General features: G+C 58.9%; 20 protein-coding genes. 15 read left to right on the forward strand and 5 right to left on the reverse strand.

Annotated features, from left to right (window positions below; translation table 11 throughout):
• Nucleotides 1-14: 14 nt before the first annotated feature.
• The 5 genes from purH to ACR0D6_RS15645 all read left to right on the forward strand — a co-directional run bounded on the left by purH (nt 15) and on the right by ACR0D6_RS15645 (nt 5,377).
• Nucleotides 15-1,604, forward strand: a complete 1,590-nt coding sequence (gene purH, locus ACR0D6_RS15625; RefSeq protein WP_480766158.1) for a bifunctional phosphoribosylaminoimidazolecarboxamide formyltransferase/IMP cyclohydrolase — start codon at nt 15-17, stop codon at nt 1,602-1,604.
• Nucleotides 1,604-2,080 (forward strand): signal peptidase II, encoded by a 477-nt coding sequence (lspA, locus tag ACR0D6_RS15630; RefSeq protein ID WP_480766159.1) that lies wholly within the window; start codon nt 1,604-1,606, stop codon nt 2,078-2,080. Before purH ends, lspA begins: the two co-directional genes overlap by 1 nt.
• Before the next feature lie 50 nt (nt 2,081-2,130).
• On the forward strand, nt 2,131-2,649 hold the full coding sequence (locus ACR0D6_RS15635) for a DUF3035 domain-containing protein (RefSeq protein WP_480766160.1): 519 nt from the start codon (nt 2,131-2,133) through the stop codon (nt 2,647-2,649).
• An 80-nt stretch (nt 2,650-2,729) separates the two neighbouring features.
• Entirely contained in the window at nt 2,730-4,070 is a 1,341-nt protein-coding gene (locus ACR0D6_RS15640; RefSeq protein WP_170655884.1) for a M16 family metallopeptidase, read from the forward strand.
• Nucleotides 4,067-5,377 (forward strand): M16 family metallopeptidase, encoded by a 1,311-nt coding sequence (locus ACR0D6_RS15645; protein WP_480766161.1) that lies wholly within the window; start codon nt 4,067-4,069, stop codon nt 5,375-5,377. The genes ACR0D6_RS15640 and ACR0D6_RS15645 overlap by 4 nt, the downstream gene beginning before the upstream one ends.
• Before the next feature lie 21 nt (nt 5,378-5,398).
• On the opposite strand, the gene ACR0D6_RS15650 is transcribed toward ACR0D6_RS15645, so the two are convergent.
• From ACR0D6_RS15650 to deoC, 3 genes are read right to left on the reverse strand one after another with little or no spacing between them, the layout of a single operon-like run.
• The gene (locus tag ACR0D6_RS15650) at nt 5,399-6,226 is read right to left on the reverse strand and encodes an SDR family oxidoreductase (RefSeq protein ID WP_480766162.1); all 828 of its coding nucleotides are present in this window, start codon (nt 6,224-6,226) and stop codon (nt 5,399-5,401) included.
• A 24-nt stretch (nt 6,227-6,250) separates the two neighbouring features.
• Nucleotides 6,251-8,584 carry an aldehyde dehydrogenase family protein gene (locus tag ACR0D6_RS15655; protein ID WP_480766163.1) on the reverse strand — a complete coding sequence of 778 codons (2,334 nt, stop codon included), beginning with the start codon at nt 8,582-8,584 and terminating at the stop codon, nt 6,251-6,253.
• An 11-nt stretch (nt 8,585-8,595) separates the two neighbouring features.
• A complete protein-coding gene (gene deoC / locus ACR0D6_RS15660; protein ID WP_170655876.1) occupies nt 8,596-9,585 on the reverse strand; it encodes a deoxyribose-phosphate aldolase in 990 nt (329 codons plus the stop codon).
• A 197-nt stretch (nt 9,586-9,782) separates the two neighbouring features.
• On the opposite strand from deoC, the gene ACR0D6_RS15665 reads away from it, so the two are divergent.
• The 6 genes from ACR0D6_RS15665 (at nt 9,783) to ACR0D6_RS15690 (ending at nt 17,129) form a co-directional block, all read left to right on the forward strand.
• On the forward strand, nt 9,783-10,736 hold the full coding sequence (locus tag ACR0D6_RS15665) for a metal ABC transporter solute-binding protein, Zn/Mn family (protein ID WP_480766164.1): 954 nt from the start codon (nt 9,783-9,785) through the stop codon (nt 10,734-10,736).
• Between the two features lie 3 nt (nt 10,737-10,739).
• Nucleotides 10,740-11,543 carry a metal ABC transporter ATP-binding protein gene (locus ACR0D6_RS15670; RefSeq protein ID WP_480766165.1) on the forward strand — a complete coding sequence of 268 codons (804 nt, stop codon included), beginning with the start codon at nt 10,740-10,742 and terminating at the stop codon, nt 11,541-11,543.
• Nucleotides 11,544-11,546: 3 nt separating this feature from the next.
• Nucleotides 11,547-12,752 carry a metal ABC transporter permease gene (locus ACR0D6_RS15675; protein ID WP_170655870.1) on the forward strand — a complete coding sequence of 402 codons (1,206 nt, stop codon included), beginning with the start codon at nt 11,547-11,549 and terminating at the stop codon, nt 12,750-12,752.
• Nucleotides 12,749-13,678: a metal ABC transporter permease gene (locus ACR0D6_RS15680; RefSeq protein WP_480766166.1), complete on the forward strand. Its 930-nt coding sequence runs from the start codon at nt 12,749-12,751 to the stop codon at nt 13,676-13,678. The genes ACR0D6_RS15675 and ACR0D6_RS15680 overlap by 4 nt, the downstream gene beginning before the upstream one ends.
• 295 nt (nt 13,679-13,973) lie before the next feature.
• Nucleotides 13,974-15,839: a DNA mismatch repair endonuclease MutL gene (gene mutL / locus ACR0D6_RS15685; protein ID WP_480766167.1), complete on the forward strand. Its 1,866-nt coding sequence runs from the start codon at nt 13,974-13,976 to the stop codon at nt 15,837-15,839.
• 57 nt (nt 15,840-15,896) lie between these two features.
• A complete protein-coding gene (locus ACR0D6_RS15690) occupies nt 15,897-17,129 on the forward strand; it encodes a DNA recombination protein RmuC (protein WP_480766168.1) in 1,233 nt (410 codons plus the stop codon).
• Nucleotides 17,130-17,137: 8 nt separating this feature from the next.
• Here the strand turns inward: ACR0D6_RS15690 and ACR0D6_RS15695 are convergent, their stop codons facing one another.
• Both ACR0D6_RS15695 and ACR0D6_RS15700 read right to left on the reverse strand, forming a co-directional pair.
• Nucleotides 17,138-17,788 carry a ChrR family anti-sigma-E factor gene (locus tag ACR0D6_RS15695; RefSeq protein ID WP_480766169.1) on the reverse strand — a complete coding sequence of 217 codons (651 nt, stop codon included), beginning with the start codon at nt 17,786-17,788 and terminating at the stop codon, nt 17,138-17,140.
• Nucleotides 17,789-17,798: 10 nt separating this feature from the next.
• On the reverse strand, nt 17,799-18,458 hold the full coding sequence (locus ACR0D6_RS15700; RefSeq protein ID WP_480452459.1) for a sigma-70 family RNA polymerase sigma factor: 660 nt from the start codon (nt 18,456-18,458) through the stop codon (nt 17,799-17,801).
• 108 nt (nt 18,459-18,566) lie between these two features.
• Here ACR0D6_RS15700 and ACR0D6_RS15705 point away from each other — a divergent pair, with 108 nt between their 5' ends.
• The 4 genes from ACR0D6_RS15705 to ACR0D6_RS15720 all read left to right on the forward strand — a co-directional run bounded on the left by ACR0D6_RS15705 (nt 18,567) and on the right by ACR0D6_RS15720 (nt 22,264).
• Nucleotides 18,567-19,865: an NAD(P)/FAD-dependent oxidoreductase gene (locus ACR0D6_RS15705; protein WP_480766170.1), complete on the forward strand. Its 1,299-nt coding sequence runs from the start codon at nt 18,567-18,569 to the stop codon at nt 19,863-19,865.
• The gene (locus ACR0D6_RS15710; protein WP_170655857.1) at nt 19,862-20,620 is read left to right on the forward strand and encodes a DUF1365 domain-containing protein; all 759 of its coding nucleotides are present in this window, start codon (nt 19,862-19,864) and stop codon (nt 20,618-20,620) included. The genes ACR0D6_RS15705 and ACR0D6_RS15710 overlap by 4 nt, the downstream gene beginning before the upstream one ends.
• 134 nt (nt 20,621-20,754) lie before the next feature.
• Nucleotides 20,755-21,072 carry a DUF3775 domain-containing protein gene (locus ACR0D6_RS15715; RefSeq protein WP_170655855.1) on the forward strand — a complete coding sequence of 106 codons (318 nt, stop codon included), beginning with the start codon at nt 20,755-20,757 and terminating at the stop codon, nt 21,070-21,072.
• 94 nt (nt 21,073-21,166) lie between these two features.
• A complete protein-coding gene (locus tag ACR0D6_RS15720; RefSeq protein WP_480766171.1) occupies nt 21,167-22,264 on the forward strand; it encodes a tetratricopeptide repeat protein in 1,098 nt (365 codons plus the stop codon).
• Nucleotides 22,265-22,521 lie beyond the last annotated feature (257 nt).

A 22,521-nucleotide genomic window follows, 5' to 3' on the forward strand; every position in this document is an offset into this window, starting at 1 on the left:
GGACCTTTGGACCCATGACCGATCTTCACCCCGTGCGCCGCGCGTTGCTTTCCGTTTCCGACAAGACCGGGCTGATCGAGCTAGGCAAGGCGCTGGCCGAGCGCGGGGTCGAGCTGCTGTCGACCGGCGGCACGGCCAAGGCGCTGCGCGAAGCGGGGCTTGCGGTGAAGGATGTTAGCGAGGTCACCGGCTTTCCTGAAATGATGGATGGCCGGGTCAAGACGCTGCACCCGATGGTGCATGGTGGCCTGTTGGCGCTGCGGGATAACGACACTCATGTGGCGGCGATGAATGAGCACGGCATCGGCGCGATCGATCTGCTGGTGGTAAACCTCTATCCGTTTGAGGCGACCGTGGCCAAAGGGGCCGATTACGACACCTGCATTGAGAACATTGATATCGGCGGACCTGCGATGATCCGCGCGGCTTCGAAGAACCACGCTTTTGTTAATGTGGTGGTCGATGTTCAGGACTACGACGCGCTGCTGGCTGAACTGGCGGCCAATGATGGCCAGACCTCTTATGCGTTCCGTCAAAGTCTGGCGCAGACGGCCTATGCCCGCACTGCCGCTTACGACGCAGCTGTTTCGAACTGGATGGCCGATGCGCTGGCCGCCGAGGCTCCGCGCCGTCGTGCCTTTGGGGGTGAGCTGAAGCAAACCCTGCGCTATGGTGAGAATAGCCACCAGGCGGCGGCGTTCTACACCGATGGCACGGGTCGCCCCGGTGTTGCGACCGCCATTCAGCATCAGGGCAAGGAACTGAGCTACAACAACATCAACGACACCGACGCGGCCTTTGAACTGGTGGCCGAGTTCGACCCCGCCGACGGTGCTGCCTGTGCGATCATCAAACACGCCAACCCCTGTGGCGTGGCCAAAGGCGCGACTCTGCTTGAGGCATACAAAGCCGCGTTCGACTGTGACCGCACGTCGGCTTTTGGCGGCATCGTTGCGCTGAACCAGCCTTTGGACGCGGAAACCGCGCAGGAGATCACCGGCATCTTCACCGAGGTGGTGATCGCGCCCGGTGCGTCCGATGAGGCCAAGGCGATCTTTGCGGCCAAGAAAAACCTGCGCCTGTTAACGACCGAGGGCCTGCCCGACGTGACCGCAGGCGGCAAAACCGTGCGTCAGGTGGCAGGTGGCCTGCTGGTGCAGGACAAGGATAACGGCTTTGTTGGCATGGATGATCTGAAGGTCGTCACCAAAAAGGCACCAACCGACGAGCAGATGCGCGATCTGCTGTTCGCGTGGAAAGTGGCAAAACACGTCAAGTCCAACGCCATCGTCTATGTCAAGGACGGCGCGACTGTCGGCGTCGGAGCGGGTCAGATGAGTCGTGTCGATTCGGCCCTGATCGCGGCCAAAAAGGCCGAACGAATGGCAGACACGCTGGGCTTGCCGCAGCCGCTGACCATCGGCTCGGCCGTCGCTTCGGATGCGTTCTTCCCCTTTCCTGACGGTCTGATGGAAGCCGCCGAGGCAGGCGCGACCTGCGTGATCCAGCCGGGCGGTTCGATGCGTGACGACGAAGTGATAGCGGCGGCGGATGAGGCTGGTCTTGCGATGGTCTTTACCGGCATGCGGCACTTCCGGCACTGATGCGTTACGGGATTCTCTTCTGGGTCGGGATGGCGGCGTTTCTGATCGACCAGATCAGCAAGTATCTGGTCGTGCATGTCATGCGCGTCGCCGACAAGCCCAACGGAATCGACGTACTGCCGCCGTATCTGGTGTTTTTGTACGGCGAAAACCGCGGCATCAATTTCGGCCTGTTTCAGGGCGACGGTGACGCTGCGCGCTGGATTCTGATTGGTATTTCGGTCGTGGTCTGTGTGGCTGTACTCGTCTGGCTCGGACGGGGCGCGCGTTCGACAGTCATGCTGTTGTGCGGGGGCCTTTTGATTGGCGGCGCGCTGGGCAATGTGATTGACCGTTTGTTGTACGGATATGTTCTGGATTTTCTGAACATGTCCTGCTGCGGTATCAACAATCCTTTTGTCTTCAATCTGGCGGATGTATTCATTTTTGCCGGGGCTATCGGTCTGGTTTTGTTTGACGGCAAAAAGGCCTCGTGACGCGCCGGATGAAATGCGATAAAAGCGCCTGAAACAGGCAGGAGATGACCATGCGGATGCCGCTGGCGACAATCATACTGACCGCTGCCGTAACGGTTGCGGGCTGTTCCAGCAAAGGGCTCAAGGATATCCGGCCTCAGGGTGCGGGTCCGGATGAATTTGCGGTTCTGCCGGTGAAGCCGTTGACCGAGCCCAAGGATTATTCCTTTCTTCCGGCTCCGACCCCGGGTGGGGCGAATCTGACAGATCCCAATCCGACCGAAGACGCTGTTGTTGCCCTGGGCGGAAACGCTGCGGCGCTGAATCCGGCGCGGGCCGTACCGTCAACGGATCAGGCCTTGGTGACGGCATCCAGTCGCTATGGCGTTCCGCCAAACACCCGTCAGGAACTGGCACAGGAAGATGCCGAGTTCCGCAAGCGTCAGTCGCGATTCACGCGTATCCGTCTGTTCCCGGTGGACCGGTACGAACAGGCTTATCGCAAGCAGTCGCTGGACCCCTACAAACAGACGGACGCATTGCGCAAGCAGGGGCTTGGCACACCGTCAGCCCCGCCATTTGGTGAATAATCCTTAACTTTTCGTCATCGCTCTTGATCCCGCGCGCCTGCGCCGTAGGTTGACTGTTGAAACGAAACGGAGGACGCCGCATGGTCCGGGCTTTGGCATTGTCAGCCGCCCTGCTTACCGCCACTCCGCTTTTTGCCCTGGACGGGCAGGAAGCGGTGACAACCTTTACGCTGGACAACGGTATGGACGTCGTGGTGGTCGAAGATCACCGCGCACCGGTGGTGCAGCATATGGTCTGGTACCGGGCGGGCTCGGCGGATGAACCTGTAGGTTCGTCTGGTGTGGCACATTTCCTTGAACATCTGCTGTTCAAAGGGACCGACACGCTGGCACCGGGCGAGTTTTCGGCCACCGTTGCGGCCAATGGGGGGAACGACAACGCGTTCACGTCTTATGACTACACCGCGTATTATCAACGTGTTGCTGCTGACCGTCTGGCGCTGATGATGCGGATGGAGTCGGACAGGATGCGCAACATCCGCCTGACCGAAGGCGATATCGCAACGGAACGCGATGTAATTCTGGAAGAGCGCAACCAGCGTACCGAAAACAATCCCCGCGCCCTGTTTGGCGAGCAGATGAATGCCGCTCAATATCTCAACCACCGCTATGGCGTGCCGATCATCGGCTGGAAACACGAGATGGAAGAGCTGGATATGGAGGATGCGTTATCCTTCTACCAGACCTACTATTCCCCCAATAATGCAATTCTCGTCGTCACCGGTGACGTCGACCCGCAAGAGGTAAAGGCGCTGGCCGAGGAATATTATGGCGTTATTCCTGCAAACCCTGATCTGCCAGAGCGTGTGCGCTCACAAGAGCCACCTCAGACGGCGGAACGGCGCCTGACCTATAAGGACCCGCGCGTCGCGCAGCCTTATGTTCAGCGCAGCTATCTGGCGCCGGAACGGGACGCCGGCGAGCAGGAGAAGGCTGCCGCCTTGTTTCTTCTTGCGGAACTGCTGGGCGGCGGGACGACGTCGTATCTGAATGAAAAGCTGCAATTCGATAATCAGACAGCGGTCTATACCGGGGCGTTCTATCGCGGTGTTTCGCTGGATGATACGACCTTTGATCTGATTATCGTTCCGGCCGAGGGTGTTTCCCTGCAAGAGGCCGAGGAGGCCATGGATCAGGCCGTAGCTGATTTCATAGCCGAAGGCGTAAGGCAGGAAGACCTTGACCGGATCAAGATGCAGCTGCGCGCGGCACAGGTTTATGCGCGCGACAACGTGGACGGCATCGGAAACCGGTACGGTCAGGCCCTGACCAGCGGTTTGACGGTTGAGGACGTTCAGGCATGGCCCGAAATCCTGCAGGCCGTGACCGGAGAGGAAATTATCGCCGCCGCCCGCGAGGTGTTGCAGCCCGAAGGATCGGTCACAGGTTGGCTGATGCGTGATGACGAGGTGACCCAATGAAAACCTTCTTCACAACCCTGATCGCGTTTTTTCTGGCACTGCCTGTCTGGGCTGAGGTCGAGATTCAGGAAGTGACATCCCCCGGTGGTATCAAGGCTTGGCTGGTCGAAGAACACTCGATCCCTTTCACCGCGCTGGAAATCCGCTTTCGCGGCGGCACCTCTCTGGATGATCCGGACAAGCGGGGCGCTGTCTATCTGATGAGCGGACTGATCGAGGAAGGCGCAGGCGACATGGATGCCCGGGCTTACACGCGCAAGCTTGAGTCTCTGGCTGCCTCGTTCCGGTACAAGGCAACGGACGATTCGCTGGCGATTTCTGCGCAGTTTTTGACCGAGAACCGCGATGAAGTGGTCGATCTGCTGCGCACGACGATCCATGAACCGCGCTTTGATCAGGATGCGGTCGACCGGGTGCGCGCTCAGGTCCTGTCGGGGCTGAAATCCGATGAAACTGACCCCAATGACATTGCCGGGCTGAATTTTGCCCGAATGGCTTATGGTGACCATCCCTATGCGTCGGACGGGAAGGGCACGATAGAAAGCGTTTCCGCACTGACCCGCGATGACATTGTTGAGGCGTATGACAGTGTCTTTGCCAAAGACCGTCTATATGTCGGCGCGGTTGGCGACATTACTCCGGAAGAACTCGGCGCGTTGCTGGACAAGCTGCTGGCGGACCTGCCCGAGACCGGCAAGCCGATCCCTGGCAAGGCCGAGGTCAATATTCCGGGCGGCGTCAGCGTGGTCGAATTTGACACTCCACAGTCGGTCGCCTTGTTTTCTCAACAAGGTATCGACCGCGACGATCCAGATTTCTTTGCGGCATATCTGCTGAATCACATCTTGGGTGGAGGCGGGTTTGAAAGCCGTCTGATGCAGGAGGTTCGGGAAAAGCGCGGGCTGACCTATGGAGTCTATTCCTATCTCGTGCCCAAGGATCTCGCCTCGGTCTATCTTGGTTCGGTGTCGTCAGCCAACGGCCGGATTGCAGAGGCAATCGATGTCATCCGCAGCGAATGGGAACGCGCAGCCAGCGAGGGCGTGACAGAACAGGAACTGCAGGATGCCAAAACGTATCTGACCGGTGCCTATCCCTTGCGGTTTGACGGCAATGGCCAGATTGCAGGGATTATGGTGGGGATGCAGATGCAGGGTCTGCCCATCGACTATATCGCGACCCGGAACGACAAGGTGAACGCGGTGACGCTGGAAGATGCAAACCGGGTCGCAAAGGAATTGCTGGACCCGGAGGGGTTGCATTTCACGGTTGTGGGCAAGCCAGAGGGGCTGGAAACAACTAACTGATTAGATGGGGTTGAGCATTGCTCAACCCCTTTTGCCTTTCATACCGCGCAGCATCTGTCCCATCATCTGACCGAACCGGCCGGACCCGCGCTGATAAAGTGCCCCGTCAACAGCCAGTACCGTGCCACTGATATAGCTGGCCATATCCGACCCGAGGAACAGGCAGGCATTCGCGACATCATCTGTGGTACCCCAGCGCCCAAGAGGCACGTCCGCTCGAAACATCTGCTCGGCCTGTTCGGTCGGGGCCAGTCGTTTGGCCCCTTCGGTACCTTCGATGAAACCGGGAACGACCGAGTTCACGCGTATGCCTTCGATGCCCCATTCCATCGACAGCGTGCGGGTGATCTGATCGACACCTGCCTTGGCGGCGCAAACATGGGCCTGCCCCTCGTAAGGCAGATAGGATTGCGGGGCCGAAATGTTGATGATGCTGGCGCCCGGACGCTTGAGGTAGGGGTAAGCCCCCTTCATCACGTGGATGGTTCCCATCAGGTCAATGTCGATCACGGTTTTGAACGCATTGACGGACATGTCCGCGGCCAAAGCCGGAAAGTTACCCGCGGCGCCCGAAACAAGGATGTCGATATCACCGAATGCATCGTGAAACTGCTTCAGACCTTCCGCCACAGCATCGGGGTCGCGCACGTCGAATGCCACACCGATTGCTTCGGCTGCGCCTGCTGCGCTGAGTGCCGCGACAGTATCGTCGACCTTCTCCTGAGATCGGCTTGCGACGGCCACTCTGGCACCCGAGGCCGCAAAGGCCTCGGCAATGCCGCGGTTGATACCACTGGTGCCGCCGATCACGATTACGGCCTTGCCCGCAAACTCGTCTGAAAAATTCATGTAGGCCTCCCTGAAGCGGGAGCCCTACTCTCCGTAGGGCACCCAGATGTTCTTGATTTCGGTCGCAGCCTGAAGGAAGCGTTTGCTGTGGTCCACGCCCCAGTCAAAGGACGTTGCGTTATTGACCCAGGTGCGCTTCAGGTTCCCGGCCGAGACGACCTCGATCTCCTGCGATAGGTCGGTAGAGGAGAACGACCAGACCGCATCAACGTTCAGGTGCGAAGCCAGCGGTTTCGCCAGTTCCGCGTGGCTGCCGGTCAGGATGTTGACCACGCCCGCAGGAACGTCCGAGGTTTCGAGGATCTGGTAGAAGTCGGTCGCCGCCAGTGGGTAAGGCTCGGATGCCGCCAGAACCACCCGGTTGCCCATCGCGATTGCCGGGGCCATGGCCGAGACCAGACCCAGCAGAGGTGCCTCATCCGCGCAAAGCGCGCCGATTACACCCACTGGTTCCTTCATGGCGATGGCGACACCTCGGATCGGCACGCCATGCACCTGACCGTCATATTTATCGGCCCAGGCGGCAGCTGTGAACAGACGCTGGATCGAGGCTTCGACCTCTTTCGCGCCGTCCTTCTTGCCGGTCATGGCGTCGATGCGTGTGGCAAATTCATCGGCGCGGGCCGAGAGGTTTTCGCCGATGTAATAAAGGATCTGCGCCCGCAAGTGGCCGGTGGTCTTGGACCAGCCCTTGGCCCCCGCCGCAGCCTCAACCGCGTTGCGGACATCCTTGCGGTTGGCAAGACCCACATGACCCAGCAGGCCGGATTTGCCCCAGACGGGTTTCGAGTAACCGCTATCAGGCCGCGCCTGCTTGCCGCCGACATACATCTTGGCAGTGCGGTCAATCGGGTCGATCGGTGCACCTTCGCCAGTGACCGCTTCGACCTTTGACAGCGGCTTGGCCTTGCCCTTGGGCTTGGTGTAGGCCATCAGCCCTTCCCAGCCGCCTTCACGGCCAAAACCGCTTTCGCGCACACCGCCGAAACCAGCAGCGGCATCGAACAGGTTGGTGGCGTTCACCCAAACTACGCCCGCAACCAGCTTGGGTGCGATATCCAGCGCGAGGTTCACATTTTCGGTCCAGACCGTCGCGGCCAGCCCGTAACGGGTGTTGTTGGCCAGCTCCACCGCCTCTTCCGGGGTGCGGAAGGTGGACGACACCAGCACCGGGCCAAAAATCTCTTCCTGCATCAACGGGTCCGAGGTTTCGAGCCCCGAGATTAGGGTCGGCGGGTAGTAGCAGCCATTCGCGGGCAGTTCGCACGCCGCCTGATGCACGTGGCCGACCGTGTTGCTTTCGACCATACCCTTGATGGTCTGCAACTGGACCGGGTCCACAACTGCGCCCACGTCGATGCATTTATCCAGCGGGTCTCCCACGCGCAGCTTATCCATCCGCGCGCGCAGTTTTTCGTGGAACCGGTCGGCAATACCTTCCTGAACCAGCAGGCGCGAGCCCGCACAGCAGACCTGACCCTGATTGAACCAGATCGCATCGACCAGACCTTCGATGGCTGAATCGATATCGGCGTCGTCAAAGACGATGTAGGCAGACTTGCCACCCAGCTCCAGCGTCAGCTCTTTGCCCGAGCCAGCGGTTGCCTCGCGGATACGACGGCCCACAATGGTCGAGCCGGTGAAGGCGATCTTGTCCACGTCCGAGGCCACGATCATCTCACCCACCGCACCATCGCCGGTGACAATGTTTACCACGCCTTTAGGCAGTCCGGCTTGCGAACAGATATCGGCAAACAGCAACGCGGTCAGCGAGGTGTACTCGGCCGGTTTCAGAATTACCGTGTTGCCCATTGCGATCGCCGGGGCGATTTTCCACGCCAGCATCAGCAGGGGGAAATTCCACGGCACGATCTGACCACAGACACCCAGTGCCTCAGCATCGGGCATTTCGCTTTCCATCAGCTGGGCCATGCCTGCGTGGTAATAGAAATGCCGCTGCACCAGGGGGATGTCGATGTCGCGCGATTCACGGATCGGCTTGCCGTTGTCGAGGCTTTCGAGCACCGCGAACAAGCGCGAATGCTTCTGAAGCAACCGTGCAATGGCATAGAGGTACCGCGCACGACCTGCGCCGCCCAGCTTCTCCCACTTAGGCTGCGCCTTGCGGGCAGCGGCGACGGCAGCGTCCACATCAGCCTGTTTCGCCTGCGTCAGCTTAGCTAGAACCTCTCCGGTCGCTGGGTTGCGGCTTTCGAACCCTTTGCCAGGTTTAGTGAAGGCACCGTCGATATAGTGACCGAACTTGTCGCCCTGATCGACCAGCCAGGCCAAGGCCTCGGCAGCGCTTTCGGGGGCAGGGCCGTAATCCATGGTTTCGAAAATCTCTTTGACTGTCATTGTTCTTGTCCTCAGCCCATGGAGTGACGGTAGCCAGCCGAGTAGGACCCGGTGACATAGTGTTCCAACTGCCGTTCGATATCGCCCAGCAGTGACGACGCACCAAAGCGGAACAGGTCCGGTTCCAACCAGCGGTCGCCCAGTTCGTCCTTGATCAGCGACAGGTAGACAAGCGCGTCCTTGGCCTTGGAGATCCCACCCGCAGGCTTGTAGCCAACCCGATATCCGGTGCGATCATAGAAGTCGCGGATCGCCCTGATCATCACCAGTGACACTGGCAAAGTGGCGTTGACGCTTTCCTTGCCAGTCGAGGTCTTGATGAAATCGGCGCCCGCCATCATGCAGACCAGAGAGGCGCGCGCGACATTACGCAGGCTGCCCAGTTCCCCGGTGGCAAGGATGGCTTTGACATGTGCATCCCCGCAGGCGACGCGGAACGCCTTCATCTCATCGTACAGGGCCTGCCAGTCGCCGGACAGCACATGGCGGCGCGAGATCACGATGTCGATTTCCTCGGCCCCGGCCTTTACGCTTTCCTCGATCTCGGCCACGCGCAGGTGAAATGGCGACAGGCCCGCCGGAAATCCGGTGGATACCGCAGCAACGGGAATACCAGTGCCCTTCAGCGCCTCGACGGCGGTTTCGATCATGTCGTGATAGACGCAGACGGCCCCGGTGGTGATCGGCGGCATGTCCAACGCCTGCAGAACGGACGACGCAACCGGTTGGCGCGCCTTGGCGCACAGGCGGCGTACGCGTCCCACCGTGTCATCACCCGACAGGGTGGTCAGGTCGATCATGGTGATCGCCTTTAGCAGCCACGCCGCCTGATAATCTTTTTTCACTGACCGCCGACCGGGCAGGGTCGCGGCGCGGCGCTCGATCGCCGAGGTGTTGGCCTGCACGGCGCGCACCCAGTCCAGATCAAGGGCCATTCCGGGGTTTCTGGGCTCGGTCACTTGCGGCAGATGCGCGGTGCGTTCAAGGCTCTGCGTTTCCATCATCGCTTCCTTTGGGAGGTTTGCGCCAAAATCGCACGTGAGACACAGGAATGGAAGGTGCACCCGTTCCCAATGAGGGAAATTTTTGACCATTTGGACAAATTGAGTGTTTTTTTGCGAATAATTCGCAATAGCGTTGACTTAGTTGCGAATGGTTCGCATATTCATTCTCAAGAGATACCGAAAAGGGGTCGGAAATGATTCGTCGCAGCTTTATTGCAGCGCTTGCTTTTGCGGCTGCATTGCCACTGACGGCTTGGGCCGAGGCACCACTGAAAGTGGTCGCGACCACGGGCATGATCGCCGACGCCGCGCGTCAGGTCGGGGGTGATCAGGTCGAGGTCAAGGGCTTGATGGGGCCGGGCGTCGACCCGCATGCCTATCGCCAGACCCGCACCGATATCGTGGCGATGACCCGCGCCGATCTGGTTCTGTGGCATGGCCTCTATCTTGAGGCGCAGATGGAAGAGTTCTTTCACGACCTAGGGCGGAAGCGGAACGTTGTCGCGGTGGCCGAGGGTGTCGACAAATCCAAACTGCGCGCCCACGATGATTACGCCGACAAATACGATCCGCATGTATGGATGAGCCCGGTTTTGTGGCGCGATGTGGTTGTCGAAGTGCAAAAGGCCCTGACCGAGGCGCGACCTGAGGCTGCGGATGCCTTCGCTGCCAATGCTGAACGGCATCTGGCCGATATCGACCGTCTGGTGAATTATGCAAATAGCGTATTGTCCGAGGTTCCCGAAGAAAGCCGCGTTCTGGTTACGGCCCACGATGCCTTTGGGTATTTCGGGCAGGATTTCGGCTTCGAGGTGCTGGGTATTCAGGGAATATCAACACAGTCCGAGGCCGGACTGAATCGCATCGGAGCTCTGGTCGACACTTTGGTTGATCGCAAGTTGACTGCGGTATTTGTAGAAAGCTCGGTCTCTGACCGCTCGATGCGGGCTCTGATCGAAGGCGCAGCTTCCAGAGGGCACAAGGTCGGTGTCGGTGGCGAACTGTTCTCGGACGCGATGGGTGAGCCGGGCACGTATGAAGGCACCTATCTAGGCATGCTGGATCACAATTTCACCGTGATTGCGGGTGCTCTAGGGGCCGATGTTCCTGCGCGGGGCATGGACAGCAAGCTTTCGGCGGGGTTTTGAGGAATGATTGAGCTTGCGGCCAGCGAAGGTACTGTCCTTTCCAAGGACGAACCGGGACAAAGCCCGCTGTGTATTCGGGGGCTGACGGTGTCATACGGTCAAAAGCCCGCCGTGTTCTCGGTGGATATGACTGTACAGCCGGGCGCGATGACGGCGATCATCGGGCCGAACGGGGCTGGTAAATCCACAATGCTCAAGGCGGCGCTGGGGATCGTCAAACCGCTTTCGGGTCAGATCACAGTGTTTGGCAAGCCGCTGGATGAACAGCGACGTCAGATTGCCTATGTACCGCAGCGTGCAAGCGTTGACTGGGATTTCCCGACGCGCGTTCTGGATGTGGTTCTTATGGGGCTCAATCATGAATTGGGTCTGTTGGGGCGGGTTCGTGCGCGCCACGTGGCCAAGGCGATGGATTGCCTCAATCGGGTCGGCATGCACGATTTCGCGGATCGTCAGATCGGACAATTGTCGGGGGGACAGCAACAGCGGGTCTTTCTGGCTCGGGCGTTGGCGCAGGACGCCGATCTCTATCTTCTGGATGAACCGTTTGCGGGCGTCGATGCGGCCACGGAAAAGGCGATCATCGCAGTTTTGAAATCGTTGAAACAGGCCGGCAAAACCGTAGTGGTGGTTCACCATGACCTTGCCACCGTGACCGACTATTTCGACCACGTATTTTTGATCAACACGCGTAAGGTTGCCGAAGGCGCGGTCGCCGATGCCTTCACAGCCGAAACTTTGCAGGCTGCTTATGGAGGGCGGCTGGCGACGGCGCAGATCGATCAGATTTCCCGCGCCTTGGGATAATTCATGCTTTGGGATGCTCTGACTCTTCAGCTTGGCTATAACGCCACGCTGGTTGCCATTGGTGCGACATTGCTGGGTGTTTCCGCTGGCGTGACGGGCACATTTCTGTTCCTGCGCAAGCGCGCTTTGGTCAGCGATGCGATCAGCCATGCGACCTTGCCGGGGGTTTGTATCGCCTTCATGGCCATGGTTGCCTTGGGCGCAGACGGGCGCAACCTGATCGGTTTGCTCGCCGGGTCGGCCATCTCGGCCTGGGTAGGCCTGTTATGCATGAACTGGCTGACCAACCGCACGCGGCTGGCCGAAGATGCCGCCATCGGTGCGGTTCTGTCTGTGTTCTTTGGGTTCGGTGTTGTCCTTCTGACAATTATCCAGACCATGGGGTCCGGTCGTCAGGCAGGACTGGAGGGTTTCCTGCTGGGATCGACCGCAGGGATGCTATGGGCGGATGCGCTGATCATCGCGTTTGGCGGGGCGGCAACGCTGGCGCTGGTCATGATCATTCGCCGTCCGATGATGCTGGTGGCGTTCGACCCGGAATACGCAGCGGCACGCGGGCTGCCGGTCGGGCGCATCGATCTGGCGATGATGGGGCTTGTCATGGCGGTCACTGTCGTCGGCCTCAAGATCGTAGGGTTGATCCTGATCGTCGCCTTGCTGATCATTCCACCCGTGACGGCCCGGTTCTGGTCCGAGAGGTCGGATCGCGTGGTCTTGCTTAGTGGTCTTGCCGGTGGGCTGGCCGGGTATCTTGGGGCGGCGCTGTCAGCTTCGGCCCCGAATCTGCCTACGGGCCCCATCATCGTCCTTGTCAGCTTTGCCTTTTTCGCGCTGTCGTTGTTCTTTGCGCCGGTGCGAGGTGTATTGGCCGCAGTCTTGCGCCACCTGCGGTTCCAGCGTCGCGTCCACATGCGGCAGGGGCTTTTGGCATTGGCGCAAGGTCAGCAGATTTATGAGCCGCTAACCCTTCGCCTGCTGCGCCGCGCCGGTCTGGTGCGTGCCGATGGGGTTGTGACCGAGGCGGGCAAGGCACGCGCGGCCAAGGCTCTGCGCGACGAAAATCGCTGGGAAATCGTTCGCGCTGATCAGGCGCACGAAGCCGCAGCGGCGCTTTACGACGGGCTTCGCGATATCGAAACGGTGCTGACCCGTGATCAGATCGATGAAATCGACCGCCGGATCGGTGGCCCACAAGAGGTTCGGCCATGAGCGGTGAAGAATTTGTACCCCTTTCACTGACACCGCTTTTGATCGGCGTTTTCGCAGCCATCGCATGCGCTTTGCCGGGGAATTTTCTGGTCTTGCGCAAACAGGCCCTGATCGGGGATGCCATCAGCCACGTGGTGCTGCCCGGCATCGTGGTCGCGTTTCTGCTGACGGGTGCCATTTCCACTTGGCCGATGATGCTGGGCGCTGCCGGGGCGGCCGTTCTGGCGGTTGTTCTGATCGAGGCGGTGCGCCGTCTGGGTCAGATCGAGCCGGGCGCCGCGATGGGTGTGGTATTCACCACGATGTTCGCCGCTGGCGTTCTGCTGTTGGAGCAGACCGACACATCGACTGTGCATCTGGATGTCGAACACGCGCTTTATGGCAATCTTGAAAGCCTGATCTGGCTGGATGCAACCGGCTGGTCTTCACTGCTTGATCCCGAGGCACTGGCCGGTTTGCCAGCAGAATTGCCCCGGATGGCACTGGCACTTGTGGGTGTAAGCCTTTTCACCTGGCTGTTCTGGCGTCCGCTCAAGATTTCCACCTTTGACGAGGGGTTCGCCCGCACTATCGGCATCCGGACCAATATGCTGGGTATGGCACTGGTCGTGACCGCAGCAGTTGCCGCAGTTGCCGCCTTTGATGCCGTAGGTTCGATCATCGTTATTGCGATGTTCATTTGCCCGCCGGCGGCTGCCCGGATGATGACCAATCGTCTGGAGGCGCAGATTATCTGGAGTATCGGTTTTGCTGTTGCCTCTGCCGTTTCCGGATATGTTCTGGCAGGGTATGGCCCGATCTGGCTGGGTGGCGCCGAGGCCGTCAGCGCGGCCGGTATGATCGCAACCATGTCGGGCCTGATACTCGCATTGACGGCGATTTTCGGGCCATGCCGGACTCGTGCAGGGGCGCCAATTCAGTCTTGACTTGGCGCTTTCCTGCCACTGTCTTTTGCGGGGCATCGGCTGAACATCGCTCAAATCACACATCGCTTGCGCTCTGGCTGATTTGGAAACACGTCTATGCTACGTGTTGCGACATAACCAATTGGATGACCACCACTCACCAACGTTCGTCCGGCCAGTCCAGCACGCGGATACCAACCGATCAGGTTGGCCCACGGGATTAGCCGGACGAAACGATTCTGGTGTATCTTTCTGACCTGATCATGCCAATCAAACCGGTGGCAGAATCGTAGCTGGCCATGCTAGGTATTGAGGTATGGCGCAGGCAAACCCCAATATCCGCGAAGATCGTCCGGTCATTCGCCAACTCGACGAGACCGCGATCAACCGCATTGCAGCGGGTGAAGTGGTTGAACGCCCGGCTTCTGCCGTTAAGGAACTGGTTGAAAACGCCATCGATGCCGGGGCGTCCCGGATTTCCATCGATATATCCGGCGGTGGCAAGACGCTTATTCGTGTCACTGACGACGGCTGCGGCATCGCGCCTGACGACTTGCCGCTGGCGCTGGCCCGTCATGCGACGTCAAAGATCGACGGGTCGGATTTGTTGAACATCCATACGTTCGGGTTCCGGGGTGAGGCGCTGCCCTCGCTTGGCGCAGTGGGGCGTTTGACGATCACAAGCCGTGTCCCCGGAGGCGAGGCGGCCATGATCCACGTCTCCGGTGGTAAAATCGAACCGGTGAAACCTGCAGCTTTGCGGGCGGGTACGATTGTCGAACTGCGCGATCTGTTCTTTGCCACGCCGGCGCGGCTCAAGTTCATGCGAACGGACCGGGCCGAGTCACAGGCCATAACCGATACCGTCAAGAGACTGGCGATGTCGGAACCGGCGATCACGTTCACCCTGCGCGATGTTTCGGGCGGGGGTGAGGGACGCGTGGTTTTCCGGGCTGATCGGGAAAACGGAGACCTGTTTGACGCGCTTCACGCCCGACTGGCGCGGATACTTGGCCGAGAATTCGCCGAGAATGCCCTGAGGATCGATGCCACGCGGGAAGATGTGCGACTTTTCGGGTATGCGGCGCTTCCGACCTATTCGCGGGGCGCGGCTGTTGCGCAGTACCTGTTTGTCAACGGGCGGCCCGTACGGGACAAGATGTTGACCGGAGCGTTACGGGCGGCCTACTTCGATTTCCTCAGCCGTGACCGGCACCCGGCGGCGGCCTTGTTTATCGACTGCGATCCCATGCTGGTCGATGTGAATGTGCACCCGGCAAAATCCGAGGTGCGGTTTCGCGACCCGGGTGTCGCACGAGGCCTGATCGTTTCTGCCTTGCGGCACGCATTGGCGGATGCGGGCCATCGTGCGTCTACTACGGTTGCGGGGGCGACATTGGGGGCGATGCGACCTGAGCAGGACAAAACCGAACCTGCGCGTGTGTATCAGATGGACCGCCCGTCGCAGGCGGCGCGTCGGACAGCGTTTCAGGCACAGTCCCCGGGTTTTGCCGAAATCGCGAGGGACTATAGCGGCAGTGTTGTTGAACCCGAGGTGCAGCAAGAGCCAGAAGTGCAAGATTCTCCGAAGCCTGCCGAGCACCTGCCGCTTGGCGCGGCTCGTGGGCAGGTGCATGAAAATTACATCATTGCACAAACCGCGGATGGCATGGTGATCGTTGATCAGCACGCGGCGCATGAACGGCTGGTCTATGAAAAGCTCAAACGCCAGATGGCGGATAACGGTGTTGCGGCACAGGCGCTGCTGATCCCCGAGATTGTGGAGCTGTCCGAGGGTGACTGCGCGCGCCTGATGGAAGTTGCCAGCGATCTGACCGGTCTCGGCCTGACCATCGAGCCGTTCGGGGGCGGTGCGGTAGCGGTGCGTGAAACCCCGGCAATTCTGGGCGAAGTTGATGCGGCTGCGATGATTCACGACATTCTGGACGAATTGTCTGATCAGGGTGAAAGCCAGACTGTGCAGGCCCGCATCGAAGCGATCCTCAGTCGGGTGGCCTGCCATGGCTCGGTCAGATCAGGACGCCGGATGCGCGCCGAAGAGATGAACGCCTTGCTGCGCGAGATGGAGGCGACGCCCCACTCCGGGCAGTGCAACCACGGGCGGCCGACATATGTGGAACTGAAGCTGAGCGATATCGAGCGGCTGTTCGGGCGCAGTTGATCCCGCGGTGCCCAAGGGGTATACGGAAAGAAACAAAACAAGAACACGTGGATTGAGATGATTGAGATTGCAGGCACACAATATTCTCTGAGCGATCCGCTCGTTCTGGCCGGTCTGGTTGGGGCGGGGCTGATGATTTTGGTGTTGTTCCTGCTGTTTCTGTCGTTGCGCGCGGCAAACCGGTCCGCACGGATGGCAGCGCCGTTGTCGCAGCAACTCGCCCATCTGGGTCAGCATGTTCAGCAATTGGGGCAGGGGCAGGAGCAGCTGCGCGGCGGTTTGCAACATGTCTCGGACACTCAGGCCAACGCGCAGGTGCAGGTAATCCAGACGGTCGAGGCGCGCCTGTCCTCAGTACAGCAGCAGATGAACGACCGGCTTGCCGACAATGCGATGAGATCCACCCGTGCTCTGGCCGAGATGCAGGAACGGATGAAGGAAACCCTGCATGGGTCGTCGAAACAGACCGCGACTTCGTTGACACAACTGCAGGAGCGGCTGGCAACCATCGACAAGGCGCAGGACAACATAACCAAATTGTCGGGTGATGTTCTGTCGCTGCAGGATATCCTGTCGAACAAGCAGACGCGCGGCGCGTTTGGCGAAATTCAGTTGAACGACATCGTGTCCAAGGCGCTGCCATCGGACAGCTATTCGCTGCAGGCGACATTGTCGAACGGCAAGCGGGCGGATTGTCTGATCCATCTGCCAAACCCGCCGGGACCAATTGTGATCGACAGCAAGTTCCCGCTGGAGGCGTATGAGGCTCTGATCGGCGCCACGAATGACATGGAGTTGAAATCAGCGGTCCAGATGTTCCGCAGTACTGTACGTAAGCACATCACCGACATTTCCGAGAAATATATCCTTGATGGTGAAACCGCTGATGGGGCGTTGCTGTTTCTGCCGTCCGAAGCGGTCTATGCCGAATTGCATGCGAAGTTCCCAGAACTGGTGCAGGAGAGTTTTGCCAAACGCGTCTGGATCGTATCCCCGACCACCTGCATGGCGACGCTGAACACCATGCGCGCGATCCTTAAAGACGCACGGATGCGCGAGCAGGCCGGAGCAATTCGCAAGGAATTGGGCCTGCTGCACAAGGACGTCGAACGTCTGGGAGATCGGGTTGCCAATCTGGACCGTCACTTTGGTCAGGCAGCCAAGGATATCTCGGAGATCAAGATCAGCGCTGAAAAGGCAGGCCGCAGGGCGCAGAGGCTGGACAATTTTGACTTCGAGGAACTGGCCCCGGACGAGGCCGCAAATGTGGTCCCGTTGAGCAAGACCTAGCAGCGCATTCAGATCCGAAGGAAAGGTTGCACCAGCCGCGGTATCAGGCTGTTGAACTTCAACGGCGCGTCGGTGACTGCAAGGCAGATGCAATCTTCGGAAATGTCGGCCACCGGCGTGTGCTCCAATTCCTGATCGGCGATTTCCACGTCGCCACGGGCGAAATGATCAACCTCATCTGAAAAAGCGCCCTGCAGGACCATTGTCAACTCGATGCCGCGATGGCCATGATCCGGCACCGCAGCCCCGGCAGGGATGAACAAAAGCCGGGCCGAGGCATCTTTCGACGTTGGCAAAATGGATTGCTTTACGCCCATGCCAATTGATTTCCAGCGGATATCGCCGACTCTGCCGCCCACGTAATCCTGAAGTGGGGCAGGCAACACGTCACAAGTTGCCTGAGTTGGCTTGGGCTGTGGCGGACCTTTTTCAATCAGCGCCAGAGTGGCGGCAAGGGCATCGTTGCTCAGGCTTTCCGTGGCGTTCTGTTCTTCCAGCACGCAGCCTCCAACGGCATCATAGCTTTCAACACGGGCGCGGCAGTGGTCACACAGGGATACATGCGTCGCCACCATAAGGTTGAACGCTTCGGGCAAGGCGCCGGCCGCATAGGCCATCAGTAAATCGTCTGTCAGGTGGTGTTTGATATTTTCGTTCATCATCTTGTACTCAACTCATCGCGTGACGCAGGCGATCCAGCGCCAGTCTGATCCGGGATTTGATCGTGCCCAGCGGCAAACCCGTCTGGGCGGCAATTTCGCGATGGCTCAGATCGCCGAAATAGGCCTTTTCGATCAACTCCCTTTGTGCGTCCGGCAGGCCTTTCATGGCACTGCGCAACTGCACGGTTTCCTGTTGCAGCGATATCACTGCTTCCTGTTCCGGTTCAGCCTCGGGCCCCCAGTACAAATCCTCGGGCTCGGGGCGGCGTTGTTTTCGCAACGCGTCAATTCTTTTGTTGCGCGCGATGGTAAAGACCCATGTGGCCACGGACGCGCGGGCTGGATCAAAAAGATGGGCCTTGTGCCACAAGGTCGCCATAACCTCCTGCGCGCACTCTTCGGCTAGTGCCGCATCTGATCCCGAACGGATCAGAAACGCTTTGACCCGCGGGGCGAAATGGCGAAACAGCTCTGCAAAGGCCGCCTTGTCCTGCGCGTCCCGAATGCGCAGAACATGAACCACCCATTCGCCTTGCGTGTCCTTATTGTTACTTCTTTTGTTCACCAAAGCCTTGCCGGTCTGTTTCGGTCTGTGTTCACATCGAAAACACCCGGCCTCAACTTCGGCCGGCTGGATCTCATCTGCGGGGTCCATCTCGGTAAACATAAACCTAATACGCACGATCCCCCAAACCGGATCAGTTGGTTCGGTAAAAAAAGTCATCCGGATTTCATTCATCTGCGTAATTGTTGGTAAAGATAGTCGGAGAACGGAATGACATTTGACCAGATGTCCGGGGCGCCACGAAGAATCGCAGTCATTGGCGGCGGTATTTCCGGGATGGGTGCTGCAAACCTCTTGGCGGACACCAATCAGGTGACCCTGTTTGAAGCCGCGCCAAGACTTGGTGGCCATGCCCGAACCAAAGTGGCGGGAAAACGGGGCGATCAGCCCGTTGATACCGGGTTTATCGTGTTCAACAAGGCGACTTACCCAAATCTTGTTCGGTTGTTTGATCGCCTAGAGGTGCCGATTGTCGAAAGCAATATGAGCTTTGGTGTCTCCGCGCGGGGCGGGGCCGTGGAGTATTCACTGTCCAGCGCGAATGCCCTGTTTGCGCAGCGCCGAAATCTGGTCCAGCCTCGATTTTTACGTATGTTGCGGGATTTGTTTCTGTTCAACAGCCGTGCCGTCGATTTCATTGACGACCGTTCAATCACAGTACGCGAACTCCTGGATCATCTGGGAACCGGAGAATGGTTTCGCTCATATTACCTTGAGCCGTTTTCAGGTGCGATCTGGTCAACCCCTAAGGAGAAGATCCTGGATTTCCCCGCACATGCGATGATCAGGTTTTTCGACAATCATCTTTTGCTGGACGCCCGTCAGGATCATCAGTGGTACACGGTGCAGGGCGGTTCGATCGAGTATGTGAGGCGCATGGAAACCGTGTTGCGGGAAAAGCAGGTCGATCTTCGGCTGGGGGCGCCAATCGACGGCGTCCGCAGGATGGCTGACGGACCTCAGGTGAAGGCGCAAGGGGGCGAGTGGGAGCGGTTCGACCTGATCGTATTTGCCACGCATTCCGATGACACGCTTTCGCTTCTTTCCGATCCGACACCACAGGAAAGCGCGGCCCTTGGCGCAATCCGATATCAGCCCAATGATGTGGTATTGCACGCGGATCCGTCCGTGATGCCGCGCCGTCGCAGATGTTGGGCCAGTTGGGTGCATACCGAGGATGCCCACCCCGATTCCACACGCGTCGATATCACCTACTGGATGAACTCGCTGCAACCGATACCGGATGACGATCCGATGTTCGTAACCCTAAACTCGCGCCGCCGCATTCGGGAAGACCTGATTTACGACGAGGCCGTGTTCCGCCATCCGGTTTTTGATCTTGCGGCCCTGAATGCGCAGGAGGAGATCAGGCAGTTCAATGGAGCGAATTCAACGTGGTTTTGCGGAGCGTGGATGCGGCACGGTTTTCACGAGGACGGGTTGGCTAGCGCGGTTGATGTTGCCGAAGGGATCAATCGCTCTGATGCGGCACGGATGGCAGCGGAATGAGCAGTGTCGATCATATCGCCGCCCATACCTATCACGGGCGAAAGGGGACGATTGAAAACGGATTTCGCTATTCGGTGGATTACGTATTGCTTGACCCCGAGCTTGACCAAAGCGCGCCTATGTTGTTCTCGCGCAATCGGGCAAATCTGACCGGCGTCCGCGATCGTGACCATGGTGGCCCGCCCGGAATGGGGCGCGGGGCCATGTGGGTACGCGACAGGTTTGCAGAATTTCAGTTGCCACAACCTGCGCGGTTGTCGCTGCTGACTCAGCCGCGTGTTCTGGGCCATGTTTTTAATCCCGTCAGCTTCTGGTTTTGTTTTGATGAGGCAGGCACGTTCTATGCGGTGGTGGTTGAGGTCACGAATACGTACGGCACCCGCCACAGCTATGTCTGCCACAAACCTGACCTGTCCCGGATTGCGCCATCGGACCGACTGACAGCGCAGAAGCAGTTGCACGTATCCCCGTTTCAGCCGCGGACGGGTGGTTATACGTTCCGTTTTGACTACCGGGAGGATCGCGTTGGCGTTTGGATCGACTACGGGCGCGAAAAGGGCGGATTGATTGCCACTCTCGCTGGGCGTCGTCGTCCACTGACCAACAAAACGATCCTTTGGTCTATGCTGAGACGCCCCTTGGGCGCGCGCCGCGTTTTGGGGTTGATCCATTGGCAGGCGTTCAGATTGTGGCTGAAGGGTGCTGGTTTCCGGCGGCCACCAGTCCCGCGTAAACCGGATGTGAGCCGGGGATGACCCCGATCGGGGTCGGGTTGCACCACTTGCCGGTAACTCTGCGCACCATCACCGTTTGTTTGCGTAAGATCAAAGACGGGCGCTGCCCGGGATGATTGTGATAAGCTCGAACAGCGGACGGAGGAGTTTGGAGAATGCTGGAAATCTCGGCAAGAAAGGTTGCTCAGGTCGCCATGATGGGGCGCGAACTGGACCGGGCCGAAGGCGAATTGCGCGCATTCGTAGATCGCATGAGCGAGGATGAGCAGGCTGAATTGGTTGCGATCATGTGGATCGGTCGCGAGAGCTTTTTCGCCGAAGATTTGGCCGAGGCCATCGCCACTGCGAGGTCCGAGGCCTCGACCCCCTGCGCCGACTATCTGATCGGAACGCCACACCTGTCGGACCATCTGGAAAACGGGTTGGATGCACTGGGTATATCGGCCGAGGACGTCGAAAACGATCTGATGTAATCAGATCACCCAAACAGAGTGCACGGTTTATTCCGATGGACAGCTCTAAGCCAAAGTGCGAACTCTGCGTGAGTTCTTACTTCTGGTTGTTTTCATGAGCTCAAATCAACTTTCAGGCAGCGATACCCAAATTAGATTCCTGACCCGAGCGGTGGCCGTTCTTGTGGCCGCCGCCTCGTTGGGCTGGGTGTATTTGCAGCAGCAGCGCACCGCAGAATTTTATGCCGTGTTTGATATCTGCAAAATCCCCGGCCCCGACTCGCATGCGGCCATCGTGGCCTGCGATGATGTCATTGCACAATGGCCTCTCAACGATGAAGATCTGGCTTTGATGTATCGAAACCGAAGCCGGGCCTATATTGCGCTCAAGGACTGGCCGAACGCTTTGAGGGACGCCGAAGCTGGCACCCGGATTGACCCCGTGGGTCATGCATCCTGGTCGTTGAAGGGTTTTGTTCTGGCAAATCTGAAAGACTACCCCGCTGCTCTGGAAGCCACGGACCGCGCGTTGGAAGTGGCACCGAAAGATGACTACGCCCAGAAACAAAAGGCAAAGCTGCTTCGGGTCATGGAACGGTTTGATGAGATGGAGAACTACATTGCAAATCTTGTCGAAACCTATCCCGAGAAACTCTGGGTATTAAATTTTCGTGGCGAATATCAACTTCGGTCCAAAGAGTACCGCTTGGCAGCGCTGACCTTTGGCGACGCTCTGCGGATTAATCCGATGGACGAGTTCAGCAAAAGGGGTTTTCTTGCGGCCTGCAGGTACGCCGGACCGGAATGTCCACCCTTGTTTCCAGAAAGACGTGCTGGCTATCCCGAACTTGGTTGCACGGATGCGATTGCAAAGTGGGGCGCGCAATATCCCAAACTTGTGGAGGATCTCCTTAACTCGTCAGAGCATGATACGTTGGACGACTTTTTTACCCAAGAGGAACGGCGTGCATCTGCGATCGTGCATATGATATATATTGGACCTGCCGGAGAGATTGAAGGACGGAAGCCTGCAGAAGCCGCAGGCCGACTGATCGTGGACAGCCGTGTTTTGGATTGCGTCTCAGGCGGGGTGTTCGATTTCCCCGACGGAGGGCGTTTTGATGCCGAAGAACGCAAGTTCGCGGCAGAATACCTTTACGGCCCGGAACTGCGGCGAAATCTGGTGGATCTGGCTTATACGCATGTGAACTGACGGCCCCCTTCCATTCAGGGACGGGAAGGGGCATATCAGATGGCTGTGCAACGCCAGTTGATCCACGATCCGCATATGCTTCGCCAGCTTGTCGACTTCGCCCATCCAACGGACACCAATCTCCGCTCAAAGCCGCATAAACCTCCGCCGGGATCGTCGGTGCAGGCTTTGAGCTGTCTGATCCCAAACGCAGTCAAGCACCAGTCATAACTTCAGGTTATTTTACTAAACAAACTTTAATCTTCTGTTCCAACAAG

It is taken from the genome of Ruegeria sp. BJ6, assembly GCF_056537885.1.